19 protein-coding genes are annotated in these 15,709 nt (G+C 44.5%); all 19 read left to right on the top strand.

All coding sequences use genetic code 11. The features are described 5' to 3' along the window. Positions 1-56: 56 nt before the first annotated feature. Entirely contained in the window at positions 57-461 is a 405-nt protein-coding gene (locus P8O70_07055) for a hypothetical protein (GenBank protein MDG2196635.1), read from the top strand. A gap of 90 nt (positions 462-551) precedes the next feature. Then, a complete protein-coding gene (locus P8O70_07050; GenBank protein ID MDG2196634.1) occupies positions 552-881 on the top strand; it encodes a hypothetical protein in 330 nt (109 codons plus the stop codon). Between the two features lie 26 nt (positions 882-907). Then, a complete protein-coding gene (locus tag P8O70_07045) occupies positions 908-1,363 on the top strand; it encodes a DUF3237 domain-containing protein (protein ID MDG2196633.1) in 456 nt (151 codons plus the stop codon). Positions 1,364-1,386: 23 nt separating this feature from the next. Then, on the top strand, positions 1,387-1,716 hold the full coding sequence (locus P8O70_07040) for a GYD domain-containing protein (GenBank protein ID MDG2196632.1): 330 nt from the start codon (positions 1,387-1,389) through the stop codon (positions 1,714-1,716). A gap of 60 nt (positions 1,717-1,776) precedes the next feature. After that, positions 1,777-2,112, top strand: a complete 336-nt coding sequence (locus P8O70_07035; GenBank protein ID MDG2196631.1) for a GYD domain-containing protein — start codon at positions 1,777-1,779, stop codon at positions 2,110-2,112. A gap of 122 nt (positions 2,113-2,234) precedes the next feature. Beyond that, positions 2,235-2,528, top strand: a complete 294-nt coding sequence (locus P8O70_07030; protein MDG2196630.1) for a DUF718 domain-containing protein — start codon at positions 2,235-2,237, stop codon at positions 2,526-2,528. Positions 2,529-2,562: 34 nt separating this feature from the next. Continuing rightward, positions 2,563-2,754: a hypothetical protein gene (locus P8O70_07025; protein ID MDG2196629.1), complete on the top strand. Its 192-nt coding sequence runs from the start codon at positions 2,563-2,565 to the stop codon at positions 2,752-2,754. A 57-nt stretch (positions 2,755-2,811) separates the two neighbouring features. Further along, positions 2,812-3,030 (top strand): MotA/TolQ/ExbB proton channel family protein, encoded by a 219-nt coding sequence (locus P8O70_07020; GenBank protein ID MDG2196628.1) that lies wholly within the window; start codon positions 2,812-2,814, stop codon positions 3,028-3,030. Between the two features lie 139 nt (positions 3,031-3,169). Further along, positions 3,170-5,836, top strand: a complete 2,667-nt coding sequence (locus tag P8O70_07015) for a pentapeptide repeat-containing protein (GenBank protein MDG2196627.1) — start codon at positions 3,170-3,172, stop codon at positions 5,834-5,836. Next, the gene (locus P8O70_07010) at positions 5,814-7,049 is read left to right on the top strand and encodes a hypothetical protein (GenBank protein ID MDG2196626.1); all 1,236 of its coding nucleotides are present in this window, start codon (positions 5,814-5,816) and stop codon (positions 7,047-7,049) included. Before P8O70_07015 ends, P8O70_07010 begins: the two co-directional genes overlap by 23 nt. Before the next feature lie 251 nt (positions 7,050-7,300). Beyond that, complete coding sequence (locus tag P8O70_07005; GenBank protein ID MDG2196625.1) at positions 7,301-8,821, top strand: hypothetical protein; 1,521 nt, start codon at positions 7,301-7,303, stop codon at positions 8,819-8,821. A gap of 346 nt (positions 8,822-9,167) precedes the next feature. Next, on the top strand, positions 9,168-9,527 hold the full coding sequence (locus P8O70_07000; GenBank protein ID MDG2196624.1) for a DUF1987 domain-containing protein: 360 nt from the start codon (positions 9,168-9,170) through the stop codon (positions 9,525-9,527). Positions 9,528-9,550: 23 nt separating this feature from the next. Continuing rightward, positions 9,551-10,078, top strand: coding sequence for a SiaB family protein kinase (locus P8O70_06995; protein MDG2196623.1), 528 nt, complete (start codon positions 9,551-9,553; stop codon positions 10,076-10,078). Between the two features lie 114 nt (positions 10,079-10,192). Further along, a complete protein-coding gene (locus P8O70_06990) occupies positions 10,193-11,242 on the top strand; it encodes an adenylate/guanylate cyclase domain-containing protein (GenBank protein MDG2196622.1) in 1,050 nt (349 codons plus the stop codon). A gap of 30 nt (positions 11,243-11,272) precedes the next feature. Beyond that, complete coding sequence (locus tag P8O70_06985) at positions 11,273-12,643, top strand: SpoIIE family protein phosphatase (protein MDG2196621.1); 1,371 nt, start codon at positions 11,273-11,275, stop codon at positions 12,641-12,643. A gap of 202 nt (positions 12,644-12,845) precedes the next feature. Further along, positions 12,846-13,298: a GFA family protein gene (locus tag P8O70_06980; GenBank protein ID MDG2196620.1), complete on the top strand. Its 453-nt coding sequence runs from the start codon at positions 12,846-12,848 to the stop codon at positions 13,296-13,298. Between the two features lie 79 nt (positions 13,299-13,377). Further along, the gene (locus tag P8O70_06975) at positions 13,378-14,292 is read left to right on the top strand and encodes an SDR family NAD(P)-dependent oxidoreductase (GenBank protein ID MDG2196619.1); all 915 of its coding nucleotides are present in this window, start codon (positions 13,378-13,380) and stop codon (positions 14,290-14,292) included. Positions 14,293-14,496: 204 nt separating this feature from the next. Beyond that, complete coding sequence (locus tag P8O70_06970) at positions 14,497-14,865, top strand: GFA family protein (protein ID MDG2196618.1); 369 nt, start codon at positions 14,497-14,499, stop codon at positions 14,863-14,865. Next, on the top strand, positions 14,858-15,583 hold the full coding sequence (locus P8O70_06965; protein ID MDG2196617.1) for a sulfite exporter TauE/SafE family protein: 726 nt from the start codon (positions 14,858-14,860) through the stop codon (positions 15,581-15,583). The genes P8O70_06970 and P8O70_06965 overlap by 8 nt, the downstream gene beginning before the upstream one ends. Positions 15,584-15,709: the final 126 nt, after the last annotated feature.

Genomic DNA, 15,709 nt, shown 5'->3' with positions numbered 1-15,709 from the left:
GCACTATCTAATATGTGCTTGAAAACGATTGATTCATACAAACCAAGGAGATTCTTATGTTAGGTGAAAAGATGGGATCGATGACCTGTACTGCAGCAAACAAAGTCCTCCCCACCCAGGGCACCTTACCCAAGTTTGAGGTGGCTGTTCAAGGGAGCGGAACATTGGCAGGTGTCCAGGTTCAAACAATGTCGACCTACTATGCGGAAATGCGGGCAGATGGCAGTATGTACGGAGAATTGCCAAATTCAGGTATTGTGATGGCTGCTGACGGAGTGGCTACTTTCCGAGCGACTGGATCAGGTGGAATGACGGAAGATGGTGGCTCTAAATTCCGCGGTGCCTGCTACTTCGAAACCACTGCTCCTTCACTCATGAGCCTCAATGGCAAAGCAATGATTTACGAGTGGGATGTAGATCCAAGCGGAAATGCCAAGTGGGAGATTTGGCACTGGGCTTAAGACTAATAAAGAAGTCCTCACAATAACAGATTAACCAGCTCTCACTAATTTTCTTGCTAGTGAGAGCTTCATCATCCGCAAAGGAGAAATATGAAAATAAAGATTTTGGGAGTCTATTCAGAAGATGCTGTCAAAGGAATGAAAGATTCAAGCTACGTAGCCCGTGTAAAGCAAATTGAGGGGATGGCCTCTCAAATTGATTCCAAGCTGATTGATTGTGATTTTCTGGGAGGAGACTTGGATGTCTGTGTGACGATGGAAGTGCCTGATTGGTCAACAGCTCTGGGACTGAAGCAGGTGATTCAGATGTCTGGTGTGTTCGAAGAGATCATGTTCTATCCAGTTGTGGATTTGGACACAATTATTGGCACAATGAACAAGTTTTCTGGAGTTTATAAAGCCCCCGGCAAAGAGTCCTAAATTGGTATAAAAAGGAGTATCTTAAGATGAATTTTGAAAAACTTTTTGAGATGACAGTTAATCTACCGCATTCATATGATATGGGAGATTTACCTACTGGTCACAGAATGTTTATTGAAACTGCAGGTGGAACATTCAAAGGTCCGAGTATTCAAGGTATAGTGCGAAATTCTATGGGTGGAGAGTGGGGCACAATTAATGATTCTGGATGCCTAGTTTTAGATGTCAGACTAACATTAGAAACTGATGATGGGGCTCTTATCTATTTAGAGTATACAGGTCGTTGGGTAATTAATGAAAAAACCCAAAAAGCACTTGCCGGAGAGATTTCTACAGAATATGGTGATCATTACGCATTCACTAATCCAAGAATGCAAACTTCTTCAGAAAAGTATAAGTACTTAAATAATCTGTTTTGTGTAGCAAAAGGTAAGTTGTCTCCAGGAAAGGTTTCTTACGATTGCTATAAAATAGATAACTAATCATTACTAATTTGGAGTAAAAGATATCTTTATATCTTGTCAGAGGAAAGTACAGCAATGTAGCATTTAAAGGAATGGTGGATAGCCCACAAGACCGAGAAGCTGCTGCTCGTAAACTCTTTGCCGCAGTTGGAGTCGATATGCAAAGTGTCTATTTTAGTGTGAGTACTGCAGAGATTGTAGTGATTGCAGAAAGCAACACAGAAAGTATGACAGCTGAGGAAATGGTAACGATGTCTACAGGAACTTTTACCAGATTTGAAGGGATTGAAGTCATTGATTCCAAATCGATGACTTCCGCGATGGAAACTGCTAATAAAGTGGTTTCTGCGTACCAGGCACCGAATAAATAATGGATAAACCAATCGACTGTAGTGTCGATTGGTTTCCGTCTATCAACATAAACAGGGAGAATGATGTCACTCTACATGTACAAAGCGACGTACACGTCGGCTTCTATCAAAGCGATGGTTGAGAATCCAACTGACCGATCTGGAATGATCGCCAAGGCCTGTGAAACCTTTGGTGGAAAGATGCTTCACTTCCTGATGGCTTTTGGGGAAGATGACGCGATTGTAATTTGTGAACTTCCAGATGATGTTGCAGCTGCAGCAATTGCGGCTCAAGTTGCGTCATCTGGTGGATGCTCAAGAATCAATACGATCCAGTTGCTCTCGGTTGAAGACTGGGTTAAGGCCTGTACGATGGCGCGTGATGTGTCTAGTGGATATCAGGCGCCCACTAAATGATTTTATCGTTTAATCAAATATTAAGCTTTTTCGGGTGGGATAAGGAAATGTTTGGTGCGATGGGAGCTGGATTTACAGAATATGTCAATGGGCTTTGACGTCCCTGCATTTAGGAGACAACGTTGTCGAAATATATGAACGTCGTCCGGTTTCGTGTGAAACCAGAATTTAAAGACGTGATCGTCAGTAAATTTGCTGAATTCGAAAGACCGTCTGGATACCAGATGGGTAGGCTGATCCAAACAGGAGAGCTCACCTATTGTTCTGTCGGCGAGTGGGACAACCAGGAGTCCCTGATCAATGCACGTCCTGCGATGGTCGGCTTTCTGGATAGTGTCCGGCACATGCTGGAGGAGATCAGCCCTGAACTTGGAGTAACGGACCCCATCTCGGGTCCAGTAGTGCAGGAGCAATAAGCAGCCCCCAAAACTATTTAATCAAGGGGGAAAGATGATGGTAATCGCTCATTTGCTTGGGTTCGCGCTGATCTTCATTGCCTGTACGTTTGATTTCATGCGTTTGGCGCTGATGCCAGAAAAAATCCAGTATGTCCTCGATATTCCTTCACTGATCATTGTTGTCTTGCCCACCATCTACTACACGATCTCTGTGCATGGCTGGAAGAGCTACGGCAATAGCTAGAAAGCTCTGCTGGGCAGTGTCAAGAACATCGATAAAAGCCAATTGGAGCCCACGAGGTTGTGTCTGCGAGATCTTTGGAACCTTTCCTTGATCTGGGGAATTCTGGGAACCTTTTTGGGAGCAATCCTGATACTCCGTGAGATGGAGAGTGTTCTCAGCCAGGACACCCTCTTCCCAGCTGTCGCAATTTCACTCATCACGCTTTTTTACGGAATCATCCTCTACATGCTTTGTCTGGTATCCAAGAGCCGAATTGAACGCAGGTTGGTGGAGTAACAGATCAAATCCCAATATTTTTCAATAAGGAGTGAAATAAATTGCTTTGGCAAGGATATTGTTGTAAGCAAACCAATCATCTAGTTGAATTTTATTGTTTCTTATAAATGAGAAAAAACCCCTTGAAAAGAGATGTGAGATGCAATCAGTTAACAAGAAGCACCGCACACTGATCGGGCCGATCGTTTTTCTGCTGACGCTCCTGTTGAGTAGTTGTGTGGATCATGGCAACCAGCAGGAAGGATCTGTTGAGCAACAACCTGAGTCACAAGCCGTGACTGTGATTCTTGGGGAACTGCCGACCAAAACTGGCCGCTATATTGGCACTTATCTTGAGGTGACTGGGGTCAGTTTAACCTATGGTAGAAGTGATGGACTGGGGGTGACTGACACAATTGAACTACAGTTGGTGACTACCGGCTTTGGTGCAGACTTAACTCCTACTTCAGCTTGGGTGGGTACGTTGGAGAAAGTGATTCCTGGAGCAAATTACGATTTTGCTGCTGTCGCGTATGATGCACCAACTGAAGCAGAAATATCAGATTGTCGGGAGCAAATTGATGTTACAGCTCCATTTCAAGAAACTCTATTCTGGAGCTGCTGGCGGTCATACTACGACTATGAACCCAAAGCTGAGGGAAGTGCCCCTTATAACGATGGAGACAACACATACTTCACAGTAAATCTTTTTGAGGGATCTGTTGATACTTTTCAAATTCAAGCCGGCACGAATCCCTTGCAGCTACGTATGATGCCGATTCTAAAGCCTGAAGCAAGATTTGGTGCCATACCATATATCTCCAAAATTGATCGACCCGATAGGTATTCAGCAAGTCAAAACCTAAACTTCATTGTTGAGTTTAAAGGACCCCAAGGGTACCTGATCGAACTCAATGGAACAGTCACAGGAACTTGTACAACAGAGGCGAGAGACCAAGGGATGTGTGAAGACGTATTTGGTACGATTACATTTGCAGAAAAAGGCGAAAATGATCTGATAAGAGTTTGCCCTGTTCTTTCGCAAGCAGAAAAAGATGCTGATCCAAATTGGTGTGTCTCTAATACTGGTAAGATTGTCCAAAATTACACTGCAGGGACATTTCAACTACCTGCAAATCCACCCGTACAGCTCAGTGTAAGTATCACACTTAGCCAAAGAGATTCGACAAAATCAGAAGCTCTGGGTTTAAGTAATCAAATCACCTTTGATATCTTCGGCGATACAATTGACCAAAGTAGTCAAATAGTTTTTATGCCAACTTTGAATAATATCTCTTTAATATACGAAATGACACCAGATAGCGCAGATTTATACTACGATTTTGAGATTCAGGGCTTGTCTAGTGAAATAGAGATTTATGCAAACTTAGATTACCAGGAAGTTACACCACTTGGGTTCCCTGCTCCTTATCTGAAAATTACAAATACTGATGATGGAAGAACTGAGAAAACAGTTTCTGGGCTAATAGATAAGAATGACCTCTATTCGGCTAATCTGAGATTAAATTTTGTACATAGATCCACTGGATTTGTTTATGCTTCAGAATATCCTTTGCCAGCTTACGGTAAGCCAAAAAACAGTCTGCCGTGGGATAATTGGCGAACATTGTTAGTGGATGGTATTTGTAACCATTGTGACTTGCAAAACATAGCTAATCCAAACGAACCAGTTGTTTGGCGCCATTATCATACTTGGAGTGACTATGATGGAGACGGTGCTCTTGGATTCCAATCAAAATATTTTGATCGTGGTACTTGGAGCATTGGAGATCCTGGCACAAAAGCAATTCTTCAAGGAGGCTACTTAAAATATGCTACGCTTGAAAATAGCTTTTTGGATGATGTCAGTTTCACAAATGTAAATTTTCAGGGTGCTAACCTGAGAAATGTTGAAATTAGTAACTCTGTTTTTGATGGATCACAATTCATCAATTCTTTGATCTACAACACAACTTTCAGAGATTCAACAGTCAATGATGCAGTATTTTCACCTGAGGATTACTCGCCCACTACCCAGAACTTACCATACACAAATTTAGCTTTTTTAGGGACAGAAGGTTCAAATTTGACCCTGACAGGTTTAACGGCCAAGCTTGATATACAAAACTCCATGTTCATAAACCTTCAGATGAACGAAAACCTAATTTATCACTCAACTTTTAATGGAATGACTGCTACAGGTCAGTTTCAAAATAATGATGTTGTCGAAAGCACTATTTCAGGGGGCTCTTTTGCTGATACAAATTTGATTGGGACGAGTTTTGTTTCAACAAGTTTAGCCAATATTTCAATGACTGGTGCAGATCTCAGTACTACTTGGTTTGATAAAGCGAGTGGAACAACCTTTTCCAATGTTGCCTGTGATTTAAACACAATACTTCCAACCTACGGCAATATAATTTGTGACCTAACAACAGGATTAGCATTTGTTGCTGATGATAATAGAGAATTTGTTCTCCCCTTACCTAGTGGAAAGAGTAGAGCGTCCTATCTCTATGAGGAAGATGCTGACTCGTTTAGATTGAATGTCACAGCTCCTGATTCAATTACAGTTGAAACCACTTCGACTGATCCTAATATCAATTTTACGCTGAGGAAATCTTCTGACATCAATACAATAATTCATCCCACTAATAGTGGTGTCAAAACCACTGCGCGTGAAGATGAGAATTACAACACAACCGTCAAGTACTACACTGGGCTTCCAGCACTCACTGAACCTAATGATTATTATTTCGCCTATGTCACTGGTGGTGTAGGAGTATTCTACATATTCAGTTACTATGATGAAACGGCAGCTCAATAACATAATACTTGGAGCCTCTCTAATTTGTCTGCTGAGTTCCCTTGGATGTGGTGGCGGAGGTGGTGGTGGTTCAAGCAGTAAAGCAGAGGAAAATGAGTCAAACTCAGCTACCTCTGTTAAAGTCCAAGGTAAGTTGGCACAAGGCTATGTGGGAGGCGCCCAAGTCTGGTTTGACCGTTTCTCAGCAGACGGTACTGGAAATTTTCAGCGTGACCCTGGTGAGCCAGATACAACATCAGGGAATGATGGATCTTATACCTTAACGGTCGGTGCCGGTGAAGGAGTCCTGATGTCTATTGGAGGTACTTATTTGGACGCAGCAGGCCAAAAGGTAGAGGCAGCGCCGATGCTCGCTCCTCTACCAAGCGAAGGACAAGCAGTGACCAACATCACACCTCTAACCACTCTAGTGGCTTATGAACCTGAGTTGAAGGAGACTCTGCAGTCTTTAGGAGACTGGAACAGTGACATAGCGGCATCTACAGGGACATCAGCACCTCTTCTCCGCATTGCAAAGACTGTAGAGGGGCTTGCGGGAATGCTGGGGCAAGGGGAGGGTTCGATTGCATTGAATCAATCAGCTCAGCTTCGTTCCATAGAGATTTTCGCAAGTCAATTGTCCACTTTGCCTTCAGAAGAGCTGACATCCACAGACTCGCTGGTCCAGGCAAGCACAACCGCTCTTGATCTAATTCTGGAAGATCAAACTCTGGTGAACCCTTTGGGCGGAAATGTAAAAAATGAAATTAGAGATTCAATGAATTCCCTGGTGACTTCAATCACAAATGCAATTCCTGAATCAGGACAAGTGGTTGAAAGTGAAGTGGTGAGTGAGATTGAAAAAAAACGAACGGAGATCAAGGCAGCGATTGAGAATGAACTTGATCAGCAGGTAACAATTTCAATTGGTGGATTCGGCCTTGAATTTGATCCAATAATTTCCAAAATTACTCTTCAATTGACAGACGGTACTTTATATATCTCAGGAGAAGCTTCAGATGAACGACCCAGCACACTTTCATATCGTTGGGATACAAGTCCTGCGTTAAATTTGGTTGATCGCTTTTCAGCAAACTCCCGCTTGGGAAACTTCGATAACTCCAGTCTCACAGTCATTTGGCGAGTTACAGATGACAGAGAGACTAGTGTCACTGAATACTGCACCTGGGATAACGGGAGTAATCCGACGATTTGTGATTATCTTAGCAGATGAGAGTATATCAAGAATACTGCACTTGTAATAACATGAATAAATCTGACAATTTGTAAATTTCTCAGCGAATGATTTCAATAATGGATCCATGGAATTTGTTTGAATTTCTGTCACTTGCTAAATGACCCACCTTCATGGTCCCTCAAGTCTTAAGATCACTCGACAGAGTGATCTTGTATTTGCTAACTTGGACACTTGCATTCCTCCTATACTCCTGTGGTGAACTTCCAAAAGAAATAGAAAATAGTTGGGTGAAACTTCACCTGAGTCTTCAATCCAGTGCCCCTTCAAAATTAAGCCGAAGTGGAACGGAAACCAGAGGTTCGGAATTGGCAGTCGTTGTGCGGACCAGGACAGAATTTTCTGAACACGGCCCTGACTTGAGTGATGTCCTAGATTGGAATAGGGTCAAGACTCTTGACAACACGGTTTCACTGCTCCTCCCAACCAATGAAAAACTCTACCTATTCATCTACCGTTTCCAGGAAAATCACACGTCCTTTGAACTGGAGCAGTGGCTGCTTGGGCAATCACCACTCTTAAATCCAATTGATTTCGGTAAAAGTGAGGTTTTCTCTGTTTCTAATACGGAAAGCACCTTGATAATCAATGGCGAGAGATCCTCAATACTTTCTATTCAATTGGCCCGTCAATTGTCTGGAAGGCTAGCCCAAAACTATGTGATGGGAGCAAATGTCTGGGCAGATCGGATTGAGCCAGATGGAAGCATAAATCAGAAGTTGGATGAAGATGAAAATTTTACTATTTCTGGTCCAGTTGGCGAATACGATTTAGCACCAGACTATCTTGACTATGTCCTTACTACAGTAGGGGGGGTCAGACTCGGAGCTTCAGGTGTTTATATTCCAGCTGCCCCCATGTTGGCCACGCTACCTGAGGATAGACAAATAGAAGTGCATATCACTCCACTGACTACTCTGGTTACAGCAGATCCTGCTCTAGAAAGCATCTTTGCGCAGAGTGGAGACTGGCGTGCAGATATTGCTTCTCCGCAAGGAATTCCAGGAGCACTTTTGAAACTTGCCAAGGTGACAGAGGCCTATTGGATGTTGTTGGTAGGTGGCTCAAACCCAATCATACAGAGCACTCAACAACAATTCAGCGCATTGTCAATCCTTGCAAATAAATTAGCTCAAGGTGGGGAAAGATCTATCTCGGAAGATCTCCCTTCACTGGTCGGTCAAGCTGTGGATGAAACTCTCAGTAATCCCGAAATCTCTAGAATTTTGACTGAGGAAAGCAAGCTTGCTCTGAATTTACAGCTAACTGGTTTAACAGCCGGTCTTGTGGAATTACTTCCAAATAATGATCAGGTTGTTGAAGAAGCCCTGCTTTCTGAATTCGACGAATTAAACCAACAAGCCTTTAACGCTGTCCAAAATATTTTGTGTGAGTTTTCTGATGGTGTCTCAGTGCAATTCGATCCGATTATCCTGTCTATTTCACTGGTACCAACCAGTGAAAATACGATTGCTGTGAGGGGTACGGTCTCTGATGATGATATTGCCTCGTTGAGTACATACTGGGCCATCAATCCCCCACAAGAACTTCAAGAATCCATCAAACCAGTTTTGATCAATGCAACGGTTAATCAAAGTGGTTACGTGGAAACTATCCTCAATGTTGATAACTGGGACTACTTTGGCAGCGTTAGCCTTCAGCTTACAGCGTGCAATCCAATTAATGTCATCTCTGAGAGTTGTAATTGGGTCCCGAATTCTGCTCAAGTCAACTGTAATTTTATGGAATAGGCTTTTGAGGATTTTGTTCTTGTAAATCAATAAGTATGTTACCCAATTTTATTGCAGTTCTTTTACATCTTTGGACACTCACCAAGCCATTTTTGTGGTCTATATAGTAGACCAAACGATTCCCCAAAACCCTTCGAAATTCTGCTTCTGTAATAAAGCCAAGTGAGCGACAATCCAACAGCCTGCTAAGGCAGTCAACTAACGTGGTGACCAAACCTTGATTGCTTGAGAAATCAAAAAATTAAACTCATCAAGCTGCCATTTGCAACTAGGGTTTGCTATTTTATCAAAGGCTACCTACAAGAAGCACGAAGCAGAAAAACCATCCAGAATTTGGAGTGATTGTATGCAGCTAGACGCGACGAATCGTACCCCGGCGGTCTCGGTATCTTTAACAGGGATAGAAATGAAGGGCGAGTGCTATCCGGAAGACATCACCGCGTTTGCAGAGCCGGTGATGCAAGCCTTGAGAGACCAGTTAGAAAGTGTGGAATCCTTTCAGGTGCGGATTGAACTCTATTACTTCAACAGCTCCTCTGCAAAATTCCTCTTTGATTTCTTTGAGGAATTGGAGGAGGCCGCCGAATCAGGCAAGCAGATCTCCATTGATTGGTGCTACCGGGCTGATGATAGTTCCATGCAGGAAGCTGGAGAGGACTTCGAGGAAGACTTCGAACACGCGCAATATCAAATCGTCGAAATCTGAACCAACCCCAAGAGAGAGTTTCCATGCAGTCTCAGGATTTCCATAAACTGCTAGAACAGCGTAGAACCTTCTTCTGCTACTCCGGACTCCTTTCTGAGGACGTGCTGTCGACTTTTTCTGGCATTGTCCGTGAGCAGGTGAACGAGATGGAGGATGATGCTGAAATCACCAAGCGAGTCTTTGGCATCTTTGTTGAGCAAGCCCAGAACGTGATTCGCTACTCCAAGGAACGGATTGCCACTGGAGGGACTGGTACGGTTGCCATCAGCCGGGCTGAAGATGGTTTCCTGGTTGAAGCGATCAACCCGATGGATGAGCAAAATGTAGAGAACCTCCGACAGAACTTGGCAGAATTGAAAGCGATGGACAGCAAGGAGCTGCGCAAGGCCTACAAGCAACGCTTACGTGATGGACCACCTGAGGGCAGCAAAGGAGCTGGTTTGGGTTTTATTGAAATGGCCCGTAAAGCAGATCGATTCGAGTTTGATTTTGTGGGATCCATGGAACTACTCTTTGTCTTCAAGGTCTGGATCAAGGAAGCTTCCAGTTGATGTGAATCGTTTTGCCGATGATCATGGCAAACACGAAGGAGAGAATGCTGTCTTATATGGACTAGGTGTGTTGAGGCATCAACTTATGTGTGGTTTTTTAGGGTTGGAATGGTTATGAGCAATGACCTTTTTGCTACGGAAAAACAAATCCTCGAGCAGGCTGAGCAGCATCTTCAGGCAGAGGATCTGACCCCAGAGGCTTTTTCAGCACTGCTGAAGGGCTATGAAAAATTGCTCAAGCGCACACGCCGACTGATCAAGATGTCGGATCGCAGTGAAGCAGAAATTCGCCGCCTTTCAGATGAGCAATCTCTCCTCAACGCTACCCTCAGTGATCAAAATGAGAAGCTGGAATCGCTCTCGGTCAAGCTCTCCAAGTACCTCTCTCCCCAAGTCTACGAATCGATTTTTTCAGGTAAAGCGGAAGTAAGAGTAGGAGCGGATCGCAAGTTCCTGACTGTCTTCTTTTCAGATATTGCTTCCTTCACGGAGATTACTGACCAGCTTGAACCAGAAATCCTCACTCGATCTCTCAATGCCTACTTAAATGAGATGGCCCAGATAGCGATCTCTCATGGTGCCACCATCGACAAGTACATCGGTGACGCGGTGATGGCTTTCTTTGGCGATCCTGAGACAGATGGCCCACAACAGGATGCGACCCGCTGTGTGGCGATGGCGATGGCGATGCAGAGCAAGACGGATCAGTTGAATGTGACCTTGCGTACAATGGGAGTTTCTCGTCCTTTCCGCATTCGTTGTGGGATCAACTCGGGAATCTGCACAGTCGGGAACTTCGGCTCTGAGAATCGGCTGGATTACACGGCGATCGGGAATCACGTCAACTTGGCATCAAGACTGGAATCAGCAGCCAAGCTAGGCGAGGTGCTGATCAGTGAGGAGACAATGTTGCTGGTGCAGGATCACTTCAACTGTGTTCCCAAAGAGGTAATCCAGGTCAAGGGCTTTGCTCGTCCGATCCAGACCTATGTGGTCCAGGAGAGTATTGAACAGGACCGCACCCAGGCCTTAGCCCTTCATGCTCCAGGTTTGGACTTGGAGATTGATCCTAGCCAACTCTCCCCAGAGGTCAGTGCGGCGCTTCAGGATTTACTACGGCAGGCGAGACATCTTGTTGTGAATTCAACAGAAAACCGAAATTGAACTAGATGATTTAGAGTACTTCAGAGGGTTATGGAAACAGAACTGGATCAGGCAGCACTGCTCAAGCAGCAGGAAATCAAGCGCCTAGAGTCGATCTCAAATCTTGGCAATCTGGACAAGTTGCGCAAAAGTGAAATTCAGGTTGTGCCTGGGTTGATCAAGAACCTGCTGGGTGTAGAAGCAGCGGGTATCTCAATTCTAGATGAGACCAAGCAACATTTCCTGGCTGAAGCCGGATTGAACAAGACAGAGACTCCGAGGACCGGCTCCATCTGCAATCTGACTATGAACATGCTGGATAGCCTGGTCATTGAGGATTGGGAGAAAGACGAACGAAATGATGGCACTGAAAACCATCTGGAGATCCAGCGCAGATTTTATGTGGGGGTGCCTCTGATCAATCCGGAAGGCCTAGCGATCGGAACCCTCTTTGGCATCAGCGGCACTCCTCAAACCAGCCCAGTTTCAGAGCAGATCGAGTTACTGAATGGGCTTGCCAAGATGGTGACCGAAAAAATTCTGGCTCTGGCCGAGGTCCAGCAACTGAGTAAGCAAATCGCACGTCTCAATCTGAAGGCTAAGCTCAGCAACAACCTCACCAAGGAAGTGGCTCGTCAACGACAACTTGTTGAGGAAGCCCGTGAGGAGATTCATAAGTCGATCCGCTCGGCTTCTCGTATTCAGAACGCTTTGCTGCCGAAGAAAATTCCTTCGGATCTGGATGTGAGTATTGTCTGGAAGCCGCTGAACATTGTTGGTGGCGATATCTACATTCTGGAAGATCTTGGAGATGACGTGGTGATTGCTGTGTTGGACTGCACGGGTCATGGGGTTCCCGGTGCGCTGCTGTCCACAATCACGAGTGCTGCTTTTGACCGAGCGATGAACGATCCAGCGGTTAAGAGCGCAGGACAATACCTAACCACTGTCCATCAATTGATCAAAAACATTTTGAATCAGCATGACAAAGCCGAATCGACTTCAGATGAGGGTTTTGATGGCAGTATCTGCATCTACCATCGTGAGCAGAAAGAACTTTCATTCGCCAGTGCCCGCAACGGTATGCTGGTGATCTCCGGAGATGGGCAAGTTGAGGAATTGAAGGGGGACCGAAAATCTGTAGGGAGTGTGCGAGTGCCACTCAATTATGCATTCAAAACCAGCCTAATCCCTGTGCAGGATCAGATCTTTGTGATGTACACCGATGGCATCACCGATGTGATGAATGAAGGGGAAAATCCAAGGCTGTTCGGTAAGCACCAGTTGACGAAGTCTTTACAAATTTGGAGTGATCACTCTCCACAGAAAGTTGCCAATAACATCTCGATTGCCATCGAGAACTATCGTGGAACGGAACCGCTTAAGGATGATCAAACGATGCTCATTTTTCGTGTGAAGTGAGGATGGCTAGGATGCCTGATGGTAGCATTTTTTCTATTATTTGATCGACTAGATGAGAGGTCTTAGTCCAGAACACAAAAGAACCTTACTCACTGCTAAGATCTTGTGTTGATGAGGTTAGTAGTGAAATCACAGTCCATAGCTTTAAAGAGAATCTTCTAAGTTATGGGACTAATTCATTAACTAGTGTTGGAGACAAAGAATGATCAAGCATCAAGGTGGCTGTCACTGTGGGAAAGTTAGATTCACAACTGAGTATGATCCGATGTTGGTTTCCCAGTGCAACTGTAACCGCTGTAGAAGATTAATGGGTACCGTAGGAGTCTATACTATCTACGGTTCAAGTGATATTGAAGTGACAGGTGAATCCAAAAGCTATGACTTTATGGGTGGCAGTGGAATGCCAATGCATTTACATTTCTGTCCAGAATGTGGAACTCGTACACATGCTTATGCTGATGCTTTTGATGGTTTTATGTTCCTGCCAATTGGAGCTTTTGATGATAATAGAGAACTGAAGCCCCGAATTGAATATTATAGAAACTATGGCTTAGATTGGCTCACTAATGATGGTTGTGTCGAGGAGTCTTTTAAGGAGGCTGCCGTTGTCGAAAGAATGCAAGCACTAATGGAAAACTTGGATCAGCGCAATTAAGGAAAACAAAAAGGGTACTTTCATCAAAGAAAAGTGCCCTATAGCCAATTAAAAAAATTACAAAACAGAGTAGAAAATAATGGATAGAAAGATCTGTATAGTTACTGGAGCTTCAAGAGGTATGGGGCGTGGAATCGCACTCGTTTTAGCAAAAGAAGAAGGATGTAGGGTTTATGCAGCTGCTCGAGATAAAGAAGCACTTGAAGCTCTTGCAGATGAGGTCTCCAGTGGTAATGGTAGTGTGATTCCCTATGCGCTAGATCAAAATGATGATCAGGCTACTCAAACTTTTGTGAAGGAGGTCGCGGGAAAAGAAAATCAAATCGATTTATTGGTGAATAGCGCTTATGCAGGCCTTATCGCTATAGCACCGCACTGTGGTAAACCTTTTTGGGAACGTCCCATCTCTGTTTTTGATGCATCCATCAAGACTGGGCTTAGAAGCTCCTACGTGATGAGTAGTTTGTTGGCTCCGGTAATGGTAAAACAGAAATCTGGCTTAATGGTTCAAGTTTCTAGTTTCGGAGGTGTTCAGTACCTATTTGATATAGGATATGGAGTAGGCAAATCCGCATTGGATAGGCTCACAACTGATATGGCAGCTGAACTGAAACCTCATGGTGTTCAGGCTATCACCTTGTATCCTGGAGCTGCGGTAACCGAGGTGACAGCATTTCCAGGTGGTGAAACTGCTATCTTTTCGGGAAGAGCTGTTGCAGCTCTCCTTAACAAAGCCTCGAAAGAAGATTTAGCTAAACTAAATGGCAAAGTCATTCATACTGCAGAATTAGCTATAGATTATGGTTTTACTGATACTAATGGTGAGCTACCAAGTGGAGATTTTTCAGGTGTTGAAGCAGCAAAACGATGTCGTGATATCATGTCACAACCTGTGATTCAATATGACCTTGATGCTGAACTGCCTGACCCTTCTGAAACAAACAACCCAGATGTTGCTGGCTTATTTCCTGGGGCAAAAAACTACAGAGTCTGAAAACTGGTTTCAGTGATTTAGGCTATAAACAAGGATTTTTATGATTAAGCATCAAGGTAGTTGTCACTGCGGGCAAGTGCGCTTCCAGACAGAATTTGATCCCTTGCTGGTTTATCAGTGCAATTGCCAGCGTTGTAGAAGAATGGGAGGAACCGTTTTGGTTTCACTGTCTATGGGAAAGAGGAATTAGAAATAAATGGTCCTATCCATGAGTTTGTAACCCCTGGAGGAAGTGGCCTGCCTGTTCACTATTTTTCATGTGCTAACTGTGCAACTCGCATTTTTGTTAGACCTGAGTTTTTAGATGGCTTTCAGTTGATTCCATTGGGAACTTTTGATGATTCTCTACAATTTGAACCAAAGATAGAAATATTCACAAATTACAAGGTAACTTGGATACGTGACAACGGATGTCTTAAGGAATCTTTTGAAGAATCAGCTGTTATTGAAAGAATTGGAGCAATGATGGAAAATCTGGATCAGCGAGGACAAGAATCCATCTTTTGCTCCCCATCTGTGCAGCTACAATTTATGAGGATTGTGGCCTGCGACGTTGCTAATTCTGATGTTTGACGTGATCTTTGTGGGGGTGGCCTCGGCCATCACCTCACTGATCACCGCCTCTTTGGGTTTAGGTGGCGGTGTCTTGTTGCTTGCCTTGCTCGGTCAAATCCTACCACCTGTAGCGCTGATCCCGATCCATGGAGTGGGCCAGTTTTTCTCTAATATCGGGCGGGCCTATGTCCATCGTGCCTATCTGGAATGGGATTATCTCAGAGGTTTTTTCCTAGGCTCTGCGGCAGGTTCACTCATGGTGTTGCCATTGGTGTCGCTGCTGGGCGGGAGATCCGCAGGTCTGTTCCTAGGGGCGTTCATTCTCATCGCCACCTGGCGCACCCAATGGCTGAAACTGTTTCGTTGGCATCCAGCATTTTCAGGGGCTATCACTTCAGCCTTGTCCATGCTCTTTGGTGCCACAGGTCCACTGGTCATGTCAGTGGTACCCAATGATGATTGGCCCAAACAATCGGTGGTGGGCAGCCATGGCGCAGCAATGAGCTTCCAACATGGGTTCAAGACCTTGGCCTTTGGTCTGATTGGTTTTGAACTGTTGGCCTATTGGCAGATCATTCTGGCCCTCTTGATGGGTGCTGTGGCGGGCAATATCCTCGGACAGCGTGTCCTCTCCAAGATCAGTGATCAACGATTTCGCGTGGTTCTCAAATGGGTGTTGACGCTGCTGGCCATGCGGATGGTGGTGCTGGCAAGTTTGGATTTATGGGGAGATTAAAACTTCCAACTGCGATCTGGAGAGCTTACCTAGCTGAGTCTAACCAGTTTTTCTTCCTTGTTATTTGAACTTTCTCCCACCACAACTTTAAAAGTTCTGCTAAAATTTGGTTCGTCGTACGGCACT

It is taken from the genome of SAR324 cluster bacterium (assembly GCA_029245725.1).
GTDB lineage: Bacteria > SAR324 > SAR324 > SAR324 > NAC60-12 > JCVI-SCAAA005.
The sequence above is the reverse complement of the archived record's forward strand: the minus strand, read 5'-3'. Positions and strand labels throughout refer to the sequence as shown.

What these genes read in the sequence shown, in the direction of transcription:
- P8O70_07000 (MDG2196624.1), top strand. Translation starts at nt 9,168, where the DNA reads ATGCAGCTAGACGCGACGAATCGTACCCCGGCGGTCTCGGTATCTTTA.
- P8O70_07055 (MDG2196635.1), top strand. Translation starts at nt 57, where the DNA reads ATGTTAGGTGAAAAGATGGGATCGATGACCTGTACTGCAGCAAACAAA.
- P8O70_07045 (MDG2196633.1), top strand. Translation starts at nt 908, where the DNA reads ATGAATTTTGAAAAACTTTTTGAGATGACAGTTAATCTACCGCATTCA.
- P8O70_07025 (MDG2196629.1), top strand. Translation starts at nt 2,563, where the DNA reads ATGATGGTAATCGCTCATTTGCTTGGGTTCGCGCTGATCTTCATTGCC.
- P8O70_06985 (MDG2196621.1), top strand. Translation starts at nt 11,273, where the DNA reads ATGGAAACAGAACTGGATCAGGCAGCACTGCTCAAGCAGCAGGAAATC.
- P8O70_06995 (MDG2196623.1), top strand. Translation starts at nt 9,551, where the DNA reads ATGCAGTCTCAGGATTTCCATAAACTGCTAGAACAGCGTAGAACCTTC.
- P8O70_07050 (MDG2196634.1), top strand. Translation starts at nt 552, where the DNA reads ATGAAAATAAAGATTTTGGGAGTCTATTCAGAAGATGCTGTCAAAGGA.
- P8O70_07035 (MDG2196631.1), top strand. Translation starts at nt 1,777, where the DNA reads ATGATGTCACTCTACATGTACAAAGCGACGTACACGTCGGCTTCTATC.
- P8O70_06975 (MDG2196619.1), top strand. Translation starts at nt 13,378, where the DNA reads ATGGATAGAAAGATCTGTATAGTTACTGGAGCTTCAAGAGGTATGGGG.
- P8O70_07010 (MDG2196626.1), top strand. Translation starts at nt 5,814, where the DNA reads ATGATGAAACGGCAGCTCAATAACATAATACTTGGAGCCTCTCTAATT.
- P8O70_06980 (MDG2196620.1), top strand. Translation starts at nt 12,846, where the DNA reads ATGATCAAGCATCAAGGTGGCTGTCACTGTGGGAAAGTTAGATTCACA.
- P8O70_07015 (MDG2196627.1), top strand. Translation starts at nt 3,170, where the DNA reads ATGCAATCAGTTAACAAGAAGCACCGCACACTGATCGGGCCGATCGTT.
- P8O70_06990 (MDG2196622.1), top strand. Translation starts at nt 10,193, where the DNA reads ATGAGCAATGACCTTTTTGCTACGGAAAAACAAATCCTCGAGCAGGCT.
- P8O70_06965 (MDG2196617.1), top strand. Translation starts at nt 14,858, where the DNA reads ATGTTTGACGTGATCTTTGTGGGGGTGGCCTCGGCCATCACCTCACTG.